The 20,663-nt window shown below is 67.6% G+C and carries 16 protein-coding genes; 5 read left to right on the forward strand and 11 right to left on the reverse strand.

Annotated elements, in window-relative coordinates; all coding sequences use genetic code 11:
- Positions 1–27: 27 nt before the first annotated feature.
- From ARTB_RS05840 to ARTB_RS05850, 3 genes are all read right to left on the reverse strand, one after another.
- On the reverse strand, positions 28–1,398 hold the full coding sequence (locus tag ARTB_RS05840; protein WP_028277649.1) for an MFS transporter: 1,371 nt from the start codon (positions 1,396–1,398) through the stop codon (positions 28–30).
- Positions 1,399–1,776: 378 nt separating this feature from the next.
- The gene (locus tag ARTB_RS05845; protein WP_243178134.1) at positions 1,777–2,694 is read right to left on the reverse strand and encodes a LysR family transcriptional regulator; all 918 of its coding nucleotides are present in this window, start codon (positions 2,692–2,694) and stop codon (positions 1,777–1,779) included.
- Positions 2,695–2,727: 33 nt separating this feature from the next.
- On the reverse strand, positions 2,728–4,422 hold the full coding sequence (locus ARTB_RS05850) for a PucR family transcriptional regulator (protein ID WP_243178135.1): 1,695 nt from the start codon (positions 4,420–4,422) through the stop codon (positions 2,728–2,730).
- A 111-nt stretch (positions 4,423–4,533) separates the two neighbouring features.
- Here ARTB_RS05850 and ARTB_RS05855 point away from each other — a divergent pair, with 111 nt between their 5' ends.
- Together ARTB_RS05855 and ARTB_RS05860 are read left to right on the forward strand one after the other, a co-directional pair.
- Entirely contained in the window at positions 4,534–6,021 is a 1,488-nt protein-coding gene (locus ARTB_RS05855) for a CoA-acylating methylmalonate-semialdehyde dehydrogenase (protein ID WP_243178136.1), read from the forward strand.
- A gap of 27 nt (positions 6,022–6,048) precedes the next feature.
- The gene (locus tag ARTB_RS05860; RefSeq protein WP_243178137.1) at positions 6,049–7,422 is read left to right on the forward strand and encodes an aspartate aminotransferase family protein; all 1,374 of its coding nucleotides are present in this window, start codon (positions 6,049–6,051) and stop codon (positions 7,420–7,422) included.
- Positions 7,423–7,532: 110 nt separating this feature from the next.
- Here the strand turns inward: ARTB_RS05860 and ARTB_RS05865 are convergent, their stop codons facing one another.
- The 3 genes from ARTB_RS05865 to ARTB_RS05875 form a co-directional block, all read right to left on the reverse strand.
- Positions 7,533–9,551, reverse strand: a complete 2,019-nt coding sequence (locus tag ARTB_RS05865; protein ID WP_243178138.1) for a penicillin-binding transpeptidase domain-containing protein — start codon at positions 9,549–9,551, stop codon at positions 7,533–7,535.
- Positions 9,552–9,654: 103 nt separating this feature from the next.
- Entirely contained in the window at positions 9,655–10,311 is a 657-nt protein-coding gene (locus ARTB_RS05870; protein WP_243178139.1) for a response regulator, read from the reverse strand.
- Positions 10,308–11,717: a sensor histidine kinase gene (locus ARTB_RS05875; protein ID WP_243178140.1), complete on the reverse strand. Its 1,410-nt coding sequence runs from the start codon at positions 11,715–11,717 to the stop codon at positions 10,308–10,310. Before ARTB_RS05875 ends, ARTB_RS05870 begins: the two co-directional genes overlap by 4 nt.
- 196 nt (positions 11,718–11,913) lie before the next feature.
- On the opposite strand from ARTB_RS05875, the gene ARTB_RS05880 reads away from it, so the two are divergent.
- Together ARTB_RS05880 and ARTB_RS05885 are read left to right on the forward strand one after the other, a co-directional pair.
- Positions 11,914–13,014: an FtsX-like permease family protein gene (locus tag ARTB_RS05880; RefSeq protein ID WP_243178403.1), complete on the forward strand. Its 1,101-nt coding sequence runs from the start codon at positions 11,914–11,916 to the stop codon at positions 13,012–13,014.
- A gap of 43 nt (positions 13,015–13,057) precedes the next feature.
- The gene (locus tag ARTB_RS05885; protein ID WP_243178141.1) at positions 13,058–13,786 is read left to right on the forward strand and encodes an ABC transporter ATP-binding protein; all 729 of its coding nucleotides are present in this window, start codon (positions 13,058–13,060) and stop codon (positions 13,784–13,786) included.
- Positions 13,787–13,789: 3 nt separating this feature from the next.
- Here ARTB_RS05885 and ARTB_RS05890 read toward each other — a convergent pair whose 3' ends face one another.
- The 5 genes from ARTB_RS05890 to ARTB_RS05905 all read right to left on the reverse strand — a co-directional run bounded on the left by ARTB_RS05890 (position 13,790) and on the right by ARTB_RS05905 (position 19,940).
- The gene (locus ARTB_RS05890) at positions 13,790–15,238 is read right to left on the reverse strand and encodes a phytoene desaturase family protein (RefSeq protein WP_243178142.1); all 1,449 of its coding nucleotides are present in this window, start codon (positions 15,236–15,238) and stop codon (positions 13,790–13,792) included.
- Positions 15,235–16,713, reverse strand: a complete 1,479-nt coding sequence (locus ARTB_RS05895; protein WP_243178143.1) for a glycosyltransferase family 87 protein — start codon at positions 16,711–16,713, stop codon at positions 15,235–15,237. Before ARTB_RS05895 ends, ARTB_RS05890 begins: the two co-directional genes overlap by 4 nt.
- Positions 16,714–16,986: 273 nt before the next feature.
- Positions 16,987–17,121 carry a hypothetical protein gene (locus ARTB_RS21560; RefSeq protein WP_275450888.1) on the reverse strand — a complete coding sequence of 45 codons (135 nt, stop codon included), beginning with the start codon at positions 17,119–17,121 and terminating at the stop codon, positions 16,987–16,989.
- Between the two features lie 755 nt (positions 17,122–17,876).
- Complete coding sequence (locus ARTB_RS05900; RefSeq protein WP_028277661.1) at positions 17,877–18,461, reverse strand: histidine phosphatase family protein; 585 nt, start codon at positions 18,459–18,461, stop codon at positions 17,877–17,879.
- Positions 18,462–19,940: a CCA tRNA nucleotidyltransferase gene (locus tag ARTB_RS05905; RefSeq protein WP_243178144.1), complete on the reverse strand. Its 1,479-nt coding sequence runs from the start codon at positions 19,938–19,940 to the stop codon at positions 18,462–18,464. It lies immediately after the preceding gene.
- 171 nt (positions 19,941–20,111) lie between these two features.
- On the opposite strand from ARTB_RS05905, the gene ARTB_RS05910 reads away from it, so the two are divergent.
- Positions 20,112–20,660: an NUDIX hydrolase gene (locus ARTB_RS05910; protein WP_243178145.1), complete on the forward strand. Its 549-nt coding sequence runs from the start codon at positions 20,112–20,114 to the stop codon at positions 20,658–20,660.
- Positions 20,661–20,663 lie beyond the last annotated feature (3 nt).

The following is a 20,663-nucleotide window of genomic DNA, read 5'->3' on the forward strand; positions in this document are numbered from 1 at the left end:
TGCGGTGGAGAGGGTGGGGCTGCGGGCTTAGCCCATGCGGCCGCGCGTCTCGGGAACCTTGGTGAAGAGCACCAGGAGGAGCACGACGGCGGCGGCTGCGGCCATGTAGAAACCGGGCGCGTGAGGCACTCCGGTGCCGCCGACGAGGGCGGTCCCGATGAACGGTGCGGTGCCGCCGAAGAGCGCGTAGGCGCCGTTGTAGCTGATTGCCGCCGACGTGAAGCGGGTGCGGGTGGTGAAGATTTCAACGAAGAAGGTGTAGCAGCCTCCGCCGTAGATACAGAGCGCCACCACGAAAAGGGACTGGCCCAGGAGGGCGAGAGGGAGGCTTCCGCTGGTCACCAGCATGAAGCTCGGCACTGAAAGCAGGGCCAGCGCGGCTGAACCGGCGATGAGCATTGGCTTGCGGCCGAAGCGGTCGCCCAGCCGGCCACCGAGAGGAAGCAGGACGGCGTAAAGGGCGAGGGCGGCGGCGTTGACCAGGAGGGACTGCTCACGGCTCAAGTGGCCCGTGGTCTGGACATACGAGACGAAATAGGCCGAGAGGAAGTAGAAGCCCATTGCGGTGAGGCCCATGACAAAGATGACCTGGACCATGCGGAGCCGGTTTTCGCGGAAGGCTTCGCGGACCGGGCTGAATTCCTTGGTCCGGGCAGCCTTGGCCTCATTGAATGCATCGCTTTCCACCGTCCGGCTGCGGATCCAAACGCCGAAGAGGGCGAGCGGCAGGGCGAGCAGGAACGGCAGGCGCCAGCCCCACGCCATGAAGGCCTCGTTGGGCATTGACTGGCTCAGGATGAGGATCATCGAACCGGCGACGACAGAGGGCAGCGCAGTGGCGGCGATGGTGATATTGAGCCAGAACCCGCGGCGGCTGACCGGGGCATGCTCGAAGACAAACGATGGCGCTCCCACCGATTCGCCGCCGGCGGAGAAGCCCTGGATCAGCCGGCAGAGGACCAGCAAAACGGGTGCCCAGGCGCCGATCTGGCCGTAGGTCGGCAGCAGCCCCATCAGGGCGGTGGCCCCGCCGATGGCGACGAGCGTGATGGTCAGGACCCGGCGGCGGCCGATCCGGTCGCCAAGCGCGCCGAAGAACAGGCCGCCGACGGGACGGACTACGAAGGCGACGCCGAAGGTGGCGAACGTCGCAAGCATGGCCGTGACCGGGTCGCTGCCGGGGAAGAACAGTTGGGAGAAGATGACCGCGGTGAGGCCGTAGAGGGTGAAATCGTAGAATTCAATGAACTGCCCGATGCTGCCCCCTGTGAGGACTCGCTTCTGCATCTTGGTGATGCCAAAGGGGCCGGACCGCGAAGTGTCCTTGTCCAGGGCCGGGGCAGACGCTGTGGTCTGGGAAGCGGACGCCGGCTGGTCCGTGATGTCGTTGATCGTCATGACAGCCACGCTAGAGGCGCCGTGTTTCCGAAGTTCCCTGCCGTGTTACGGACCCGGGAAATGAAATCTGCTGATGTTGCCGCCGTGTTGCCGGCAAGGCACGGCCCGGACATAAGTCGGACACCTGGGGCGTGAATCGGAACCATTGAATCTCCTTTGATCAACATGGTTGTCGCGCTTCGGGACTCGGCCAAGGGCCGTCATTGCGCGGGATTTGCCATTGGACTCCCGCCGGCACCACCGCACTGGACCAACTGTGTGTGATCCGGTTCACATCTGTCCAATTGATTGTTTTGGCCGAATCGATAGATTTTACCGATGCCAATTACGCCGGATTCCGCAGTCATCGTCGCCGAGAAGCCAGCGGAATTCCCCGTGCTACTGCCGGGCGGCACCGTAGAGACGGATGCAGGTCTCCTCAAAGGCCAGTGCCCGACGGGTGGGTTGCACCCCCTCGGGGCGGACCAGCATCACCTCGATCGGCGGGAAGTCGTCCGTCAGGGTCAGGGCCACCACCCTGCCGCCGGAATACGTCAGGTCGCTGTGGAGCCGCTGGTTCAGCACTGCGTACCCGTGCCCCTTCGCCACAAACGAGCGGACCGTCTCATACCCGGCAAAGCGGTGCCGGACGTTCGGAACGACGCCCGCGATCGCGTACAGCTGCTCGTAGTAGTCCCGGCTATGCGGGAGATCCAGCACCACCGCGGGTTCGCCGTCCAGATCCTTCAGCGCGATGCTCCGCTCAGGCCGGGATGCCGCAGGGTGTTCAGCATGGACCAGCACATGAGGGGGCACCCGCTCGAGGACCGTGTGTGTAAAGCCCCGGCCCAGGCCGAGACCATACATCAGCGCGACATCGCATTGCCCTTCGAGGAGGGCGGTCTGCAGGCTCGCCAGATCGGCCTCCAGAAAGGAGACCTCGACCCCCGGATGCTGAACTTCGAAGGTCTGCAGGATTGCGGGAAGCCTGAAGGGTGCCAGCGGCGAAAACACGCCCACCTTGAGCTCTCCGACCAGGCTTGTCGCAAGCCCCCGGGCCGACTCGTACAGCGAATCCGCATGCTCCAGCAGCACCTTGATGTCCTGGGCAAGCTGCCGGCCGGACGGCGTCAGCCGCAGGCCGCGGGTCCTGAGCCGGACAAACAGCTGAGTCGACAAGCTTGCTTCTAGCTGGGCCATGGCCGTGGACAGGGTGGACTGGGTCACGAGCAGCCTTTCGGCGGCCGACGTCATGTTTTCGAGCTCGGCCACCACCGCGAAATACCGCAGCTGGGTCAAGGTAAAGGGCTTCGCCATTCGTCAATGCTCGCATTCTGCGCGGATCCGCGCTCACAGGCCCCGGAGCCGGTGCAGGAGAAGTGCGACGTGCAGCGAGGTCCGGGATTCTGGGTCGTCGAGGTCCACGCCGAGGAGCTCCTCCAGTTTGGCCAGCCGCGCATAGAGCGTAGGACGGCTCAGGTAGCCGCTGCGGGCCATCGCCGCTTTGTTGCCCCCGGACTCGAGGTACCGGCCCAGCAGCTCCAGGTGCCCGCCGCCGTCCCGGGCGTCGGCCTGCAGGACACCCTCCAGTTCTGACTCCGCGAACTGCTGCACGCGCGGATCCTTGCGCAGCAGGGCCAGCAGCCCCCGAAGCCGGACGTCCGTCGCCCGGTAGAACGGCTTCCGATCACCCCGCAGCGTCGCCGCGGTTTCGGCGACGTGGGCGGCTTCGTCAATGCCCGCCGCCGCTTCGAGCAAGGAACCCCTCAGGCGCCCCACGCCGATGCTCCATGTCGCCTCCGCCGGATTGCCGGCCCAGCCTCTGCCGGGGCGGTCTCCGCCGAAGGGTGGCACGGGCCGCATGTCGCTGCCCGCGAGGGCATCGGCGAGACGCTGGAGGGTCGGATCCTCCAATTGCTTCGCAGGAATGGCCAGGATCATGCCCACCGATCCGGACCGGATGCTCGCGGTCAAAGCGCTGCCTGACACGGCTTTGAGGGCCCTGGCGAGCTGCTCCAGCAGGGCACGTTCCTCCTGTTGCCCGGCCAGTGGATCGATGCCGCCTCCCGCTGCCCCAGCTGAGGGGCCATAGGCTGGTCCGCCGCTCCGGAACACAACCGGCAGGTAGAACGGCGACCGCCTGAGTCCCAGCGCCGCGGCGCGGGCCTCCGCCTCGTCCTCGCCCAGCCCGCGGGGCTGACGCAGGGCGTTGAGAAGCCCCGCCTGCGCCTGGTGGCTCAGCTCTCGCCGGTCCCGTTCGGCGAGCCGGTTGATCGCCAGGGTCTGGGCCGCACGTTCCAGCACCATGGCCGCCGCGCCGTCGTCGTCGAGGGGGACCGGCACCACCAGCCGCCCCCAGACGTTCCCGCGCACGCCAACCGGCGTCTGCAGCCAGGCCTCGGGCCCGGCGCGGCTCGTCTCGGGCGGCGACGGCGTGGTCCGCGACCGCCGCTCCCAGTCCTCCAGCAGTTCGGTGGTCCGCAGCGGCCGGGCCGAGTATGCGAGAACGAGGTGCGAGAGGTCCTCCAGGACCACCGGGGCGCCGATCATGACCGCTGCCTGCTCCACGACCTGCCCGGTCCCGGCGCTTTCCAGGCTCAGCACCGTGAAGGCTTCGTGGACGTCGCGGGCGCGTTCCACCCGTTCCAGCTGCTCGGCGACGATGATCCGGTGCACAATTTCGGTGATCTGGACGAACCGCACCCGGCGTTCCACCACGATCACGGGCATGGCCGCGGCCAGTGCGGCCCCGCGCAGCGCTTCCATACTGCGCTTCCTATCGCCGACGAGTTCAACAATCAGGCCGGACGCTGCCGCCTTTTCCAAGGATCTGATGAACGACGCCGTAAGCCCGGGTTCCTTTTCCAGCTCCAGTCCCGTGGTGAGCACCAACTCCCCGCCCGACAGCAGCCCGGAAATGTCGAGCAATTCGCTCACGTGGACCCAGCGCACGGGGTTGTCGAGGGCCCCGGCGCCGCCGAGCAGGAGCGGAGCGGCCTCGCGGAGAACGGGAAGGTCAAGGATCGAGCCGACGGTGGGCAACATTTACACAGTGTAAACCAACCTCCAATTCTCCTTACACACTGGCACTTATGGTGCCGTCTCCCGGTGGGGACACTGGAGGCAACGAACCCCAATACCGCATGAGGAGAAACCTTGAACATCATCGAGCACTGGATCAACGGCAGCTACGTCCCCGCCGGGGCGCGCACGGCCCCGGTGACCAATCCGGCCACGGGCAAGGTCACCGGCCAGGTTTCCCTGGCGAGCCAGGACGAGAGCCACGCCGCCATTGCCGCCGCCAAGGCCGCGTTCCCCGCGTGGCGCGACACCTCGATTGCCCGCCGCACCCAGGTCCTCTTCGCCTTTCGCGAACTGCTCAACTCCCGCAAAGGCGAACTCGCCGCCATCATCACCTCCGAGCACGGAAAAGTCCTGGACGATGCCCTCGGGGAAGTCACCCGGGGCCAGGAGGTCGTCGAGTTCGCCTGCGGCATCCCCCATCTGCTCAAGGGCAGCTACACCGAGAACGCGTCGACCAACGTGGACGTCCATTCCATCCGCCAGGCCCTGGGGCCGGTCGCAGTCATCAGCCCGTTCAACTTCCCGGCCATGGTGCCGATGTGGTTCTTCCCGCTTGCCATCGCCGCCGGCAACACGGTCGTCGTCAAGCCCAGCGAAAAGGACCCCACGGCCGTGAACTGGATGGCCGAACTCTGGAAAGAAGCCGGCCTGCCGGACGGCGTCTTCAACGTCCTGCACGGCGACAAGGTGGCCGTTGACGCCTTGCTCAACCACCCGGACATCAAAGCCGTCTCCTTCGTCGGCTCCACCCCGATCGCCAAGTACGTCTATCAGACCGCGACGGCCAACGGAAAGCGCGTCCAGGCCCTTGGCGGAGCAAAGAACCACATGATCGTGCTGCCCGACGCCGATCTTGACCTGGCCGCCGACGCCGCCATCAATGCCGGATTCGGATCGGCGGGCGAACGGTGCATGGCCATCTCTGCCTTGCTCGCGGTGGGCGAAATCGCTGATGAACTGGTGGACAAGATTGCCCAACGTGCGGCTTCCCTGCGCACCGGCGACGGGCTGCGCGGCTGCGACATGGGCCCGCTGGTGACGGCCCAGCACCGGGACAAGGTTGCCGGCTACATTGATGCCGGCGAAGCTGCCGGGGCCCAACTCGTCGTCGACGGCCGCAACATCGCCGCCGACGCGGAAGGTGACGGGTTCTTCGTCGGACCCACGCTTTTCGACAAGGTGACTCCGGACATGTCCATCTATCAGGACGAGATCTTCGGTCCGGTCCTGTCCGTGCTTCGCGTTGACAGCTACGACGAGGCGCTCGAGATGATCAACGGCAACCCATACGGCAACGGCACCGCCATCTTCACCAACGACGGCGGCGCGGCGCGGCGCTTCGAGAACGAAGTGGAGGTGGGCATGGTGGGCATCAACGTCCCCGTTCCGGTCCCCATGGCCTACTACTCCTTCGGCGGCTGGAAAAACTCGCTGTTCGGGGATACCCACGCCCACGGCGCCGAGGGCGTCGGTTTCTTCACCCGCGGCAAGGCGGTCACCTCCCGCTGGCTGGATCCAAGCCACGGCGGCATCAACCTCGGCTTCCCGCAGAACGCCTAAGCCACCCGAATCCGAAAGGCAGCTGTCATGACCTCGACCCTTGAAAACGTAACCCTCCCGCAGCAGGAGGCCGCCGAGTGCGCCCGCCGCGCCTATGAACTGGACCGCAAGCACGTCTTCCACTCCTGGTCCGCCCAGGACCTCATCGATCCCATGGTCATCTCCGCGGCCGAGGGCTCCCACGTCTGGGACGGCGACGGCAACAAGTACCTGGACTTCTCCTCGCAGCTGGTCAACACTAACATCGGCCACCAGCACCCCGCCGTCGTGTCCGCCATCGCAGCACAGGCCACCAAGCTGTGCACGATCGCCCCGAGTTACGTCAACGACGCGCGCTCCGAAGCTGCACGCCTGATTGCCGGGCGCACCCCCGGCGAACTAAACAAGATCTTCTTCACCAACGGCGGGGCCGACGCCAACGAGCACGCCATCCGCATGGCCCGTCTGCACACGGGCCGCCACAAGGTGCTCTCCGCCTACCGTTCGTACCACGGCGGCACCCAGCTGGCAATCAACGTCACCGGCGACCCCCGGCGCTGGCCCAGCGACACCGCCAGCACCGGCACCGTCCACTTCTTCCCGCCGTACCTGTACCGCACCGCCTTCCATTCCACCACCGAGGAGGAGGAAAGCCAGCGCGCCCTCGAACACTTGGAACAGCTGATCAGCTTCGAAGGCCCGTCCACCATCGCCGCCCTCATCCTGGAAAGCATCCCGGGCACGGCCGGGATCTACGTGCCGCCTCCGGGATACCTGCAGGGCGTCCGCGAGCTCTGCACCCGGCACGGCATCGTCTTCATCGCCGACGAAGTTATGTCCGGCTTCGGCCGCACCGGAACCTGGTTCGCCGTCGAGCACTTCGACGTCGTTCCGGACCTGCTGACCTTCGCCAAGGGCGTGAACTCCGGCTATGTTCCGATGGGCGGAGTGGCAATCAGTCCGGAGATCGCAGCCACGTTCGGCAAGCGTGTCTACCCCGGCGGCCTGACCTATTCTGGCCACCCGCTCGCGGCGGCTGCCGCCGTCGCGACCATCAACGCGATGGAGAATGAACAGATCGTCCAGCACGCGGCAGCCCTCGGCGAGAAGGTAATCGGCCCGGCCCTGCGTGGATTCACCGAGCGCCACCGCTCCGTTGGTGAAGTCCGCGGCAAGGGCGTCTTCTGGGCGATCGAACTCGTCAAGGACCGGAAGACCCGCGAGCCCCTGGCCCCGTACGGCGGCTCAAGCCCGGAAATGAACCAGCTGGTGGCGGCCTGCAAGTCCCGCGGGCTGCTCCCGTTCGCGAACTTCAACCGAATCCATGTTGTCCCGCCGTGCAACACCAGCGTGGAAGACACCCAGAAGGGCTTGGCGGTACTGGACGCCGTGTTGGACATCGCGGACGGCTTTGCCGCCTGAGGCGCTCCCGCACTCTTGACATCGAAAGACGGATGCTCCCCCGCACAACGCGGGGGAGCATCCGCCATTTCGGCGCAGAATTTCCGGCGACTCGGACTTTTCCCGTCCGCTCAGCCGGCCCGGGTCAGGAACTCCTTGAGCAGCGGCCCGGACGTGGTGGCCCCGAGTCCGCCGTCCTCGACGAACACGGCGACGGCGAGGTCACCGTGCACGGACACGATCCAGGCGTGGGTCTTGGGCGGGGTGTCGTTGCCGAACTCGGCCGTTCCGGTCTTCGCCCCGACGGGCTCGCCCGGGACGGAGGCCAGGAACCCGGCATGTCCGCTGGTGACGACGGCCCGCATCATGTCAGCCAGCGCCGCGGCTTCCGCTGCAGTCACCGGCTTTTCGACGGCCGTGGCCGGTGCGGGGCCCGACGGTGTCGCGTCACCAGAGGCCGGGGCAGCCGGCGACGTGCCGGCGGTAGCCGTTCCTGTGGGGGCGGCGCCTTGGGCATCTGGAGGACTGGCGCCCTCGTTCGGATTCAATACCAGCTGGGCGGCCACCGGGGCTCCCTTGGCCACCGAGCCGGCCATGACGGCGGCGGCCAGGGGGGACAGGAGCACTTTGCCCTGGCCGATCATGGAGGCGGCATGTTCGGTTCCTTCGGCATCCCCGGGGACGGAGCCGAGGAATGCGGCCGCGCCGAGCGCGGGTGCTTCAACTGCCACGCCCAGCGAGGTCGCGGCGGATTCGAGCTGTGCCTGGGTGACGGTGTCGCGGGCGTTGATGAACGCGGTGTTGCAGGAGTGCGCAAAGGCGTCGCGCAGCGTCACGGACCCCAGGGAGGACTCAGGGTATCCCTCGGCGTTCTTGAAGGTGCGGCCGTCCACCGTGAGGGTGGGCGGGCAGTCCACCTTGGAGTCGGGCGTCATGCCGTTGCGGAACATGGCCAGGGAATCGACCATCTTGAAGATCGATCCAGGGGCATACTGTCCCAGCATCGCGGTGTCGTAGCCGTTGCTGCCCGGCCCGGAGGCGGCTGCCAGGACGGCGCCGCTGGAGGGCCGGAGCGCCACAATGGCCGACGCCGGGCCGACCTTGCCGAGGACGTCTTCCGCGAGCTGCTGCAGCTTCGGGTCCAGGGTGGTTTTCAGCGGGGTGCCTTCTTTTATCTCAGTTTGAAAAAGTACGCGGCGTCCCGCATTGGGCAGAGCCTGCTTCTCTGCGGCGGTGAGGCCTGCCTTCTCGGCGAAGACCTGAATGCCGTCGCTGCCGCGAAGCTGCGCGTCGTATTGCTGTTGCAGGCCACCGGTGCCCGTGGTGTCCCCGGCTTTGAGTACCCCGTTCGATTTTTCGATCTGTTCTGCATTCGCCTCCGCTGCGGTGCCCAGCAGGGCGCGGGCGAAGGTGCGGTTTGGTGCCAGCGGAAGGGAGTCCCGGATGGCGCGGGCGCCGGGAATCTCGCCGATCTGAGCATCGGTGATGGTCCGTCCTTCTTCACGCAAAGTGATGGCGGCAACGAACGCCTCGGGGCCGGCCGCCGCGACCTGCTGCCCGTACGCCGCCGAGTCGACCCCCACCAGTTGGGCAAGCTTGGTGGCGGAATCGGCGGCGTCTGCACCGCCGAGCGCCGGCTTGTCGATGCCAACATTGACCACGGGCCGGTACGTGACCAGCGGGACCCCGCCGGCGCCCAGGATGTCGGCGCGCGACGGCGAATGGGTTGCCGAGCCGACGAGCTCGCCTTCGGCCAGCTCGGGGACCAGGGTGGCCGGGTTCCAGACCGTCAGCCACTTGTCGCCAGACTTCTTGAACTCGGCGAAGGTGGTGTACTTCCACTCTTCGGAGCCGATCTTCCAGCGGTAGTTGAGCGGGACCGTGGCCTTATCGGCCTCCAGCGTCAGTTGGCCGCTTTCCACTGCAGGGCGGGCCGGGTCAAGCCCCTTGAATATTTCCTTGAGCTGGTCTTTAGCGGCACCGGAGTCCTTGCCCTCAAAGGCAACGGATCCGACGTCGAGCGCGGACACCGCGGAGGCGAGCTGTTTGGCAGCGCTTTCGGCGCCCTCACGGCCGTCGCCGCAGGCGACCAGCGAGCCGCCAAGAACAAGGCCCACAAGGGCCAGTGCAAGTTTTGATGAGTTCCCCATGACGCCCATTATGCCCCGGGCCACCGACAAGTCCGTTGTCACATAACACCGTCACTTAGCACCGTCACCCGCCCCCCGGCTTCACTTCGGGTGCCGGGAACGCCTAGGGCCGCCGGATGATCCTGCGCTGCGCTGCCACGGCGATCGCGGCGGTGCGGTTGTCCACGCCGAGTTTGCCGTAGATGTGCACCAGGTGCGTCTTGACCGTGGCCTCGGAAATGAACAGCTGCTTCGCGATCGCCCGGTTTCCCATCCCGGTGGCCAGCAATCCGAGCAACTGGACCTCGCGGGCGGACAGGGCAGGCTCCGGATTCCTGATCCGGCCCATCAGCCGGGCCGCGACCTCGGGGGCCAGCGCGGTGCCGCCGGCCGCGGCAGAGAGCACCGCCTGGCGGATCTGCTCGGGCGGGGCATCCTTGAGCATGTAGCCGCTGGCGCCGGCCTCGACGGCGGCCAGGATGTCGGCGTCGGAGTCATAGGTGGTCAGGATGAGCACCGGCGGCGGCGGCTCGCCGGCCTCTCCTGCCTTGATCCGGCCGGTGGCCGTGACGCCGTCCATGCCCGCGCCCATCTGCAGGTCCATGAGCACCACGTCCGCGGGCTCACCCAGGGTGTGGAGCCTGGCCAGTCCGGCCAGCGCGGCGCCGCCGTCGGCGGCCTCGGCCACCACCGTGATGCCCTCCAGATCACCCAGCATTGCCCGCAGACCGGCCCGGACCACCGGGTGGTCGTCCACCAGGAACACCCGGATGTTGTTCATTTCCGGTCCTCGCGGACCGGCGCCGGCGCGGCGTTGGAACCGGGCGCTTGGCCCAGTGGCAGCCGGATGGCCACCACGGTTCCCTCACCCGGGGCAGACTCGATGTCCAGCTGCCCGTGGAGGGCGGCCACGCGGTCCCGCAACGACGTCAGCCCATAGCCGGACCCGTCCGGACGGGCCGGCAAGGCCGAGGGGTCGAATCCGGCGCCGTCGTCGTAGATGTCCATGGCCACCTCCGGGCCCAGGAAGGAAAGGGTGACGACGGCGGTGCCCGCCTGCGCATGCGCCCGCACGTTGGCCAGGCTCGCCTGGGCGGCCCGGAGCAGGACCGTCTGGTGGGCGCCGGGGAGTTCCACCGGCACGCCTTCGACGTCGAGGCGGCACCGCAGCCCGGCACCCCGCGCCGCGGTCTCCGCTTCGGTCTTTTCGCACAGCCGGAGAAGTCCGGCCACGAGGGAGCCGTCCTCGAGATCGGGGGACTGCAGGGCCCGGACGAAGTTGCGGGCCTCTGCCAGGTTGGCGGCGGCCGTGTCCCGGACAATCCGCAGCCTGTCCCGTGCCACGGCGGGTTCGCCGTCGTCCAGGGCCTTCTCGGCCGCGCGCCCCATCAGCACGATGCTGGACAGGCCTTGGGCGAGAGTGTCATGGATTTCCCGGGCCAGCCGGGTGCGCTCGGCCAGGGTGCCGGCATTGTGCTGGGTCCGGGCGAGTTCGGCACGGGTGCGGCGCAGCTCTTCGGCCGCCAGCCGCTGGTTTTCCGCCTCCAGGAACAGCGCCCGGTAGGCCAGTCCGGTGACCACAGCGAAGGCTGCGCCGAAAACGGGCCCGAGCACCATGGGCAGCTGCAGCCCCACGCTGGCCGGATCCGCAGTGGCCAGATCGGGAGACGCGCTACCGCCGTTGTGGAACCAGAGCGCCGCAATAACAAACCCGGTACTCAATGCGATCGCCGGCAGCGCCAGCCGGCGCCGGAGCACGTGCAACTGCAGGAAGAACAGCGGGAAGGCCAGCCAGACGAAGTCGGCACTGGCCCAGACCAGCAGCAGCCAGAGGAGGCAGACGCCGCCCAGCCACCAGGCCGAGTAGGGCCGCGGATCGAACCGGGTCCGGCGGGCGGCGTGCCGTTTCTCCAGCACGGTGCCCACGAGGTAGAAGGCGGCGAGCAGCACGGCCAGCAACAGGGTGATCCACTCCTGCCCAGTGATGCCGCCGGCCAGGAGCCGGAGCAGCGCCACCAGGAGCAGCACCGCAAAGCCGACGTGCAGGCTCACGCGAAGGACGCGCAGAATGACGGCCGCCCCGGTGGGCTCCGGCGCGTGCGGTGCGCCGGCATGCCCGGCGCCGGCGTGCGGTGCGCCCCTGGGTCCTGTGCCGTTGTGGACCGTGTTGCCGGCGTCGCCCTCCATGCTTCCAGCGTAGTGCCGGTGCGGCGGGGCTCCTGCGGAAAACGGCCCGCCCCCGGCGGAATCAACCTTTTGGTTGATCGCAGGGCCGTCCGACCGGTGGCGGCGGTCCAACCGGGCGGCCGATGCCCTGGAGCCCGGCGGAGGGAAGGCTGGAAGCAACGCCACAAGCGCCTCAAACGACACCAAGAAGGACAACATGTATCTCGCCATCCGCGATATCCGCTTTGCCAAGGGACGGTTCGCCCTGATGGGCGCGGTCGTCGCCCTCATCACCCTCCTGCTCGTCATGCTTTCCGGGCTGACGGCCGGACTCGGAAACCAGTCGACGTCGGCCCTCGCCGCCCTCCCGGCCGACCAGCTGGTCTTCGGCGCCCCGGCCGGGAGCGCACCCAAGGCCTCGTTTACCGAATCCGAAGTCACGCGCGCCCAACAGAGCCTGTGGTCGGCGCGCGACGGCGTCGCCCGAGCCGACGCCGTCGGGATCAGCCAGAGCCGCTTCCAGGCACTCGGCGCCGAAGGCGTGCCGGCACGCACGGCAAGCGTTGCGGTCTTCGGCACCGAGCCCGGCGCAGGCCTGGCTCCTGCCCCGCTGACAGAGGGAACCATCGCCGTCGGAGCCGGACTGGCGGAGGACCTGGAGCTCAGCATCGGCAGCCACGCCTCGGTGGGCGGCGCCGACCTCGTTGTGACGGCCGTCGTGCCGGAGCAGTGGTATTCCCACACCGGCGTCGTGTGGACCACGCTGGCCGACTGGCAGAAGCTGGCCCATATCCAAGACGCGGACGCCGCGACGGTGCTGGCCGTGACATTCGACTCCACCGCCGGAACAGGGGTGGATCTCGGTGCCGCCAACACCGCCGCGGGAACCGTCAGCACCACGATCGACGGGTCCTTCCAGGCCCTCGGCTCCTACAAGAGCGAGAACGGCTCGCTGCTGCTCATGCAGGCCTTCCTCTACGGCATCTCAGCCCTCGTGATTGTTGCCTTCCTGACGGTCTGGACGGTCCAGCGCACCCGGGACATCGCCGTTCTGAAGGCACTGGGCGGGTCCGCCCGCTACATCCTCCGGGACGCCATGGCGCAGGCGGCCCTGGTCCTGCTGGCCGGCGCGGTGGCCGGGGGGCTGGCCGGTGTGGCCGGCGGAGTCCTCGCGTCGCAGGCGGCACCGTTCCTCCTCACGCCCTGGACAACGCTGCTGCCCATCGCCGGAATCGTGCTCCTGGGCCTGGCCGGCGCAGCCCTCGCGGTCCGCAGCGTCGCCCGCGTCGATCCGCTCATCGCCCTCGGCGGCAACTGAGCAGCCCCGGCCCGCCCCATATATTCCTAGAAAGGCATATCTCATGAACTCAACCCTGAACAACACCGCCCTGAACCTCGTCAACGTCACCCTGGAGTACCCGGACGGAGACGGCACCCTCAAGGCCCTGGACTCCGTGAGCCTCAAGGTGCACGCAGGCGAATTCGTGTCCCTGATCGGCCCCTCGGGGTCCGGCAAGTCGTCCCTGCTGGCCGTCGCCGCCACCCTGGTCCGGCCCACCGCCGGCCTGGTGGTGGTCGACGGCGAGGACGCCGGCGGATTGCCCGACTCCGGCCGCACCGCACTGCGGCGGGACAAGATCGGCATCATCTTCCAGCAGCCCAACCTCCTGCCCTCCCTCACCGCGGTGGAGCAGCTCGTGATCACCCAGCGCCTGCGCGGCGGGACAGCGCGGGCGGCCGGGGAACGCGCCGCGGCTCTGATGGACCTTGTCGGCCTCGGGCATGCCCTGGCGAAACGGCCGCACCAACTCTCCGGCGGACAGCGCCAGCGCGTCAACATTGCCCGGGCACTCATGGGCAACCCTGCCGTGCTGCTGGTGGACGAGCCGACGGCCGCCCTTGACCACCAGCGCAGCGAAGCGATCATCCGGCTGCTGCGGCAGGTCACCGACGAATTCAGCGTGGCAACGGTCATGGTCACCCACGACACCGATTTCGTGCCGCTCACCGACGCCGTCGCGAGCATGCGCGACGGACGGCTGTCCGCCAGGGTGGCGACGGCGGCCGCTGCGGCGCCGCGGCAGGGCTAGGGGCTAGGGGACCAGGTATCCGAGGTCCGGGACGCCGAGACCGAACATGTCCTTGAGGGCATGCCGGGCGGCGTGGAAGCCGGGCATGCCGGTGACGCCGGGACCGGGCGGGGTCGACGACGAGCACAAGTACACCCCTGGCAGCGGCGTCCGCCAGGGCACCGGGCTCAGCACCGGCCGCCGCAACATGCCCCAAAGGTCCATGCGGCCTGCGCCGAAGTCCCCACCGACGAAGTTCTCGTCGTACGCCGCCAGCCCTGCGGCCGTGGTCACCTTGAACTGCACCACCACATCCCGGAACCCGGGCGCGAAGCGCTCCAGTTGCGCCATGACCGCATCGCTCATGTCCGCGGTGGAACCGGCCGGAACGTGGCAATAGGTCCACAGGATGTGCCGGCCGGCCGGCGCGCGGCCGGCATCAAAACGCGAGGGCTGGGATACCAGCACGTAGGGCCGGTCCGGATGCCGTCCCGAGGCGACCAGGCGCTCCGCTTCGGCGGTTTCCGCCCTGGTGCCGCCCACGTGCACCGTCCCGGCATCGGCGAGGCTTTCCGCCGCCCACGGCACCGGGCCGGAGAGGATGAAATCGACCTTGCAGGAAGCGTTCCCGAAGCGGAAGGACGCCAGGGCGCTCCTATAGCGCGACGGGAGCCGGCCCTCCGCCAGGTGTAGCAGCGCGGGGGGCGCCACATCCAGCAGCGTGGCCCGGGCCGGCGGCAGCTCCGCGAGCGATGTGATCCGCCTGCCGGTCTCGACCACCCCGCCATGGGCCTCGATGTCAGCGGTCAGCGCCTGGGCAATCGCGGCCGATCCGCCGCGCGGAACCGGCCAGCCGCCGGCATGGCCCAGGGCGCCCAGCATCAGCCCGGCGCCGGCGGCGGTGATCGAGGGCAGCGGCGCCACGGTATGCGCGGCGACGCCGCTCAGCAGTGCGGGAGCCGGGTCCTGGCTGAACCTCGCATTCCACAGCGTCGAGCCTTGTTCGAGCGCCCGGAGGCCGAACGCGGCGGCGGCCAGGGGATCTGCCGGAATCCGCAGCAGCTGGTTCAGGGTGAGGTCCGCGACGCCCTCCACCCGCCGCACGAGGGGCTCCATGAGCTGGCGGTAGGCGGCGCCGTCCCGCCCGAGTTCCGCAACGGTGCGGTCCAGGGAACGATAGGCCAGCGCCGCGCGGCCGCCGTCGAGCGGGGATCCGTACGAGAGCTCGGGCACCTCCAGGGGCACGCGCCTGGACAGCTCGAACCGGCGGAAAAAGGGTGAGGCCAGAACCATGGGGTGCACGGCCGAACAGACGTCGTGGAAGTGGCCCGGTTCCATCAGTTCGGCGGTGCGCAGTCCGCCGCCGGGTGTGGCGGCCGCCTCGAACACGTGGACTTTGAGTCCGGCCCGCGCCATGGTCACCGCCGCGGCCAGCCCGTTGGGGCCGGAACCGACGACGGCGACGTCAGTCATGCGCTGTGGCTTTCCGCCACGGCACTCTTCCGCCACGGCACCAGGGACGCCGCGGGCCGGCGCAGATCAATCCGCAGCCAGTCCGGGGCACCGTCGAAGGGGCCGCCATGCGGATCATCGATGCGGTGGCGGCGGATCACGTCGCAGGACGGATCCCAGATGTCCCAGACGACACGGGCCATCAGGTATGCGGTGGCGAGCATGTGGGCAACCACGGCCAGGACGTAGTAGGGCATGTCGATGTTGTGCTGGGTCGAGCCGCCGCTGGTTGCCTGCCCCAGGTACATCCAGATGGCGCCCCAGTGCAGCGCTTCGATGGCTTGCCAGATGACGAAGTCACGCCAGCGGGGCCGGGCGAGGGCGATCAGGGGGATCAGCCACAACACGAACTGGGGGGAGTACACCTTGTTGGTCAGGATGAACGCGGCCACGATCAGGAACGCCAGCTGCGCGATCCTCGGCCGGCGGGGTGCCGTCAGTGCAAGGACCGCAATCAGGATGCAGGCCAGGAGAAACAGGTCCAGTGCCAGGGAGTTGATGGCCGCGGCCTCAAGCGGATTCCAGCCCAGCCGGGCGGCCACCAGGTTGTAGGCGAACCAGGGTGAGCTGTAGCCCGCCGGCCGCTCCTGCGTGAACTGGTAGAAGTACTTCCAGCCTTCCGGATTTGCCGCGGCTACCGGGACGTTGACCGCCAGCCAGGCCGCGGTTGCGGCACCGGCCGTGATCAGCAGCGCCCGGATACGCCCGCTCCGGAGCGCCAGCAGCAGGACGGCGCCGAGGATCAACAGCGGGTAGAGCTTGGTGGCCGTGCCCAGACCGATGAAGATCCCGGCGAGGACGAGCTTGTTCCGCGCAAAGAAGTACATGCCAAGAGCCAGCATGCACACGGCCCACATGTCCCAGTTAATGACGCCCGCCAGGACAATGCCGGGGGCGAGGGCAACCATCGCCGCGTCCCAGGACCGCCGGCGGTTCGTCCGTGCCGTGGCCAGCACGGTGATGATCCAGACGGCGGCGATCAGGGTGGCGTTGACGTCGAAGTAGCCAAGGACGCGGGGATCGTCGGTGCCGGCGCCGGGCACCAGAAGTGCGGTGGCACCCGCGATCAACCCCATCAGCACGGGGTACTCGAAGAGGCTTCCCGGGGTAATGAAGGGGAAGGCGCCATCGCCGAGGCCGCGGTTGCGGAACAGCTCCGGAAAGTCCGAGTAGCACGTGGCGTAGAACTGCCCGGGTGTTTCCCAGCCGTTGGTGCGGCAGAAGTTCTTGAGCAAGATCCCGGCCAGGGCGGCGAGGACAGTGAGGATCACCAGAACACGTTCCACCGTGAAGAATCCCGGCGAAACGATCCCGGGCGCCGAGCGGTGGCCCAAGGGACCGCCTACCAGTTCCGTGAAGTTTCGGAGAAAAGGGTCGCTGCGGCTCGGGATGACCAATCGGACCCGTTTGCGCTCCGGCGGCTTTGTCTCCTGCATGACCTTGAGCTTACCGGGGGACATTGACCCATGCCGCGCCGCGGTCTTCGCTGGCACGTCGTATCGGAGGCCGCCACAACGGCGGGCCATGAAGGGACGCTTAAAAAGGGGGAGCCCGTGCGGCGACGCACGGGCTCCCTGGGATCGGTTCCAATGTCAGTCATCAGGTCCTCCTTCGCTGCGGACAGTCCTGCCGGTAAGGGGCGTCGCCCCTGCACGGGATTAGTCCATGCGCCGGTGGCGGAAGTGTCCGGCCGTCAGCAGATCGGGGCGTCAGCGAATCAGGCCGGCCTGATGCATGGCGAGGAACGTGTCGTCCCGCCTTTGGTCCAGGAGTTGGCCGTTGAAGCGTGTCGACTCCCTGCGGGCCAGCTTTCGGAACAGGACCGTATAGAGCTTGTTCATCATGGTTCTTACCTCCCCTCGGGGACTCGATCGGCGTGCCCGGGTGGCGGGCAGGGCTGTGCGGTGGGCTGGAGCGGTGGTTGCGGTAGTCACAGGGACCTTTCGTTGGTGGGGGATTGCGCCGCCTGGGCTCAATGGGGCGACCTGGAGGCAGCAGGAATGGGCGGATGAAACGGGCGGCCGCATTTTGGGCGCGACAAATAGAGCCCTGGATGCAAGGAATTCGAATAGCCGGTTCCGGGCGTGGCAATTAGCCCGGAAATCCCCGGCCTTAATTTAGGCCGGAATTCCGGATAGGAAAAACTTATTCGATGGAGAATGGCCCCTGGACGCGGTAGCGCCGAAACCCCAACAAGAAGCTGGGTTCCGAACTATGGGGAGGCTGCGCAACCGCGTGGTTCCGCCTGATCAGGCTGCCGTCATTGGGCTTTCCGTTGAGGAAGGCCAACTGCCACGGGCCCCAAGCTGCATTGCCTGGGACGGGAACGCGGTCAGGAAACAGTCAGTCCGACATTTGGGCGCGGCTCAGCGAACGAGGCCGGGTTGGCGGTGGTGGAGTACATCCATCCGCTAGTCAAAGTAATCATCATTTTCCCAACCTCCTTTTCTGTTCTGCCGTGGCTCCGGCTGACTGGCCGGGCGACGCGCGCCGTGACCCCGGCAAGTCGCCTTGGGGTCAGAAATAAAAATACACTACGAATACGGCCGTTGCCTACCGAATTCATAAACTTTCTTTGACTTTGTTTTAAAAACCGGTTTTAGAGTCCCCAGCGCACGATTGCCGGTGTCTTCTTATCCCATCCCAGTGTGCAGACTTTGGCGGTCCCCAATACGAAATGCCGGCCCTCGCGGGGGTCCAACCCGAGCCACCGGGCGGTCAGGATGCGGGAGAAATGCCCGTGCGCGACGATCAGCACATTGTCCAGGCCCGATTCGAGCACCCGGGCCACGATCTTGTCCGCGCGGGCGGCGACGTCGTCGAGCGCTTCACCATTGGGCACGCCGTGCGTCCAGATCAGGTATTCGGGGTTGTCCTTGCGGATGAGGTCCGAGCTGATGCCCTCATAGTCGCCGTAGTCCCATTCCACCGCCAGCGGCTCCAACTGGGCGTCGGGGTAGCCGGCGAGTTCGGCGGTCCGGCGGGCGCGGCGCAGGGGTGAGGTCAGCACGAGGTCGAAGTCGACGGTCTCGAGCACCCTGCGCGCCTCCACGGCCTGCTGCTCGCCTTCCACCGTGAGGGGCATGTCCGTGAGACCGGTGTACTGCCCGCTCTTAGACCACTCTGTTTCACCGTGCCGCAGGATCCACAGTTGGGGGCGGGGGCCGTTGGATGGTGCGATCACTTAGGACTCCTCAGTGGTGGAAAGTTCGGCGCCGGCGGGCGCCGCCTCGGGCTGTGCCGCCCACCAGTCCCGCAGGCGGGATTCGGCGACGGCGGGATCGAGCGGGCCGTGCTCCATGCGTTCTTCCAACAGGAATTTGTAGGCGCGGCCCACCACGGGACCGGGCTTGAGGCCAAGCAGCGCCATAATCTGGCCGCCGTCCAGGTCCGGGCGGACGGCGTCGAGGGACTCCTGCTCCCGCAGCGCCGCAATCCTGTCCTCGAGGTCGTCGTAGGCGAAGGACAGCCGGTCCGCCTTGCGCTGGTTCCGGGTGGTGACGTCGGAGCGGGTGAGCCGGTGCAGGCGCTCCAGGAGGGGACCGGCGTCGGTGATGTAGCGGCGGACCGCGGAATCGCTCCAGCCGGCCTCACCGTAGCCGTAGAAGCGCATGTGCAGCTCCACCAGCCTGGCCACGGCCTTGATGGTGTCGTTGTCGAAGCGCAGCGCCTTCATGCGCTTGGCGGTCAGCTTGGCGCCCACCATGTCGTGGTGGCGGAAGCTCACTGCGCCGCCCGGTTCAAAGCGGCGCGTGGCCGGCTTGCCGACGTCGTGCATGAGGGCCGCGAACCGCAACACAAAGTCCGGGCCCGGAACCGGGCCGTCCGCCTTCGACTCCAGCGCTGCAGCCTGTTCCAGGACCTGCAGCGAGTGCTGGTAGACGTCCTTGTGGCGGTGGTGTTCATCGGATTCCAGGCGCAAGGCCGAGACTTCCGGAAGGACCAGGTCCGCGAGTCCGGTATCGACCAGCAGGTCCACCCCGGCCCGCGGCTGCGCGGCGCAGATGAGCTTGATCAGTTCATCTCGCACGCGTTCGGCCGAGATGATGCTGATCCGTTCCGCCATCCGGACCATGGCCTCGCGGACGTCGGCGTGCAGCGACACCCCCAGTTGCGCCGCGAACCTCGCGGCGCGCATCATGCGCAGGGGGTCGTCGGAGAAGGACGTTTCCGGCGGCCCGGGCGTGTTGAGGATCGAGGCGTGCAGGTCGCGGACGCCGCCGAAAGGATCGACGAGCTCCAGCATGGGCAACCGCAGGGCCATGGCGTTGATCGTGAAGTCCCGCCGCAGCAGGTCATCCGTCAGGGATGTTCCGAAAGCCACTATCGGCTTGCGGGACTCCGGATCGTAGGCGTCGGCCCTGTAGGTGGTGATTTCGATCTGGAAGTCGCCCTTGCGCATGCCGATGGTGCCGAAGGCTCGCCCGATCTCCCAGTAGTTGTCCGCCCATTTCTTGATCAGGGCAACCGTCTGGTCCGGAGTGGCGTCAGTGGTGAAGTCCAGGTCGGGCGAGACCCTGCCAAGAAAAAGGTCACGGACGGGCCCGCCCACGAGGGACAGCTCATGGCCGGCGTCAACGAAGCGCTGCCCGAGCTCCAGAACCACCGGATCCACCTGGAAAGAAACGGTGTGGGAGTCAGTCTTGTGATGTGCGTGCGCCATAGTTACTTAAGCTTGTCAGAAAACCGCGCCAGCACCACACCGGAACCCACAAGGATCCGGCGGGTTCGTCACGATTGCGCACGAACCGCTCAGGGCCGACTTTCCCGGCCGTCTACTTTCCGGCCATGTTTAGGTCATCAACAGCGGGCAAGAGTCGTTAGAGTGGACCTCATGGCCCATCCCGTACCGAGCGCTCCCGGCAGGAGGACAAACGCACCGTTGCCGTCGGCAATCGGTGCCAACGTCGCGCCTGTCCAGCACACGGGCCAGGCCTCCCTGCCCACCGTGGAGGAAATCTCCGCCGGCGGCGTCGTGGTGGACATGTCCGACGCCGACCTGCGGGTAGCGATCATCGCGCGCCTTAACCGCGGCGGACGTCTCGAGTGGTGCCTGCCGAAGGGCCACCCGGAAGGCAAGGAAAGCAACGAGGAAGCCGCGGTCCGCGAGATCGCCGAGGAAACCGGGATCGAAGGCAAGATCCTGGCACCGCTGGGAAGCATCGACTACTGGTTCACCGTGAGCGGGCACCGCGTCCACAAGACCGTGCACCACTACCTGTTGCGGGCCACCGGCGGGGAACTCACCATCGAAAACGATCCGGACAAGGAAGCCGTGGACGTGGCGTGGGTTCCGATCCAGGAGCTGGCGCGCAAGTTGTCCTTCCCCAACGAACGCCGCATCGCGGATCTGGCCAAAGAAGTCCTGCCGGAAGACCGCTGAAGG

This window comes from Arthrobacter humicola, assembly GCF_022803015.1.
In the GTDB taxonomy this organism is placed as follows: Bacteria; Actinomycetota; Actinomycetes; order Actinomycetales; family Micrococcaceae; genus Arthrobacter; species Arthrobacter humicola_A.

What these genes read in the sequence shown, in the direction of transcription:
- ARTB_RS05840 (WP_028277649.1), bottom strand. Translation starts at nt 1,398, where the DNA reads ATGACGATCAACGACATCACGGACCAGCCGGCGTCCGCTTCCCAGACC.
- ARTB_RS05845 (WP_243178134.1), bottom strand. Translation starts at nt 2,694, where the DNA reads ATGGCGAAGCCCTTTACCTTGACCCAGCTGCGGTATTTCGCGGTGGTG.
- ARTB_RS05850 (WP_243178135.1), bottom strand. Translation starts at nt 4,422, where the DNA reads ATGTTGCCCACCGTCGGCTCGATCCTTGACCTTCCCGTTCTCCGCGAG.
- ARTB_RS05860 (WP_243178137.1), top strand. Translation starts at nt 6,049, where the DNA reads ATGACCTCGACCCTTGAAAACGTAACCCTCCCGCAGCAGGAGGCCGCC.
- ARTB_RS05865 (WP_243178138.1), bottom strand. Translation starts at nt 9,551, where the DNA reads ATGGGGAACTCATCAAAACTTGCACTGGCCCTTGTGGGCCTTGTTCTT.
- ARTB_RS05870 (WP_243178139.1), bottom strand. Translation starts at nt 10,311, where the DNA reads ATGAACAACATCCGGGTGTTCCTGGTGGACGACCACCCGGTGGTCCGG.
- ARTB_RS05875 (WP_243178140.1), bottom strand. Translation starts at nt 11,717, where the DNA reads ATGGAGGGCGACGCCGGCAACACGGTCCACAACGGCACAGGACCCAGG.
- ARTB_RS05880 (WP_243178403.1), top strand. Translation starts at nt 11,914, where the DNA reads ATGTATCTCGCCATCCGCGATATCCGCTTTGCCAAGGGACGGTTCGCC.
- ARTB_RS05885 (WP_243178141.1), top strand. Translation starts at nt 13,058, where the DNA reads ATGAACTCAACCCTGAACAACACCGCCCTGAACCTCGTCAACGTCACC.
- ARTB_RS05890 (WP_243178142.1), bottom strand. Translation starts at nt 15,238, where the DNA reads ATGACTGACGTCGCCGTCGTCGGTTCCGGCCCCAACGGGCTGGCCGCG.
- ARTB_RS05895 (WP_243178143.1), bottom strand. Translation starts at nt 16,713, where the DNA reads ATGCAGGAGACAAAGCCGCCGGAGCGCAAACGGGTCCGATTGGTCATC.
- ARTB_RS21560 (WP_275450888.1), bottom strand. Translation starts at nt 17,121, where the DNA reads ATGATGAACAAGCTCTATACGGTCCTGTTCCGAAAGCTGGCCCGCAGG.
- ARTB_RS05905 (WP_243178144.1), bottom strand. Translation starts at nt 19,940, where the DNA reads ATGGCGCACGCACATCACAAGACTGACTCCCACACCGTTTCTTTCCAG.
- ARTB_RS05910 (WP_243178145.1), top strand. Translation starts at nt 20,112, where the DNA reads ATGGCCCATCCCGTACCGAGCGCTCCCGGCAGGAGGACAAACGCACCG.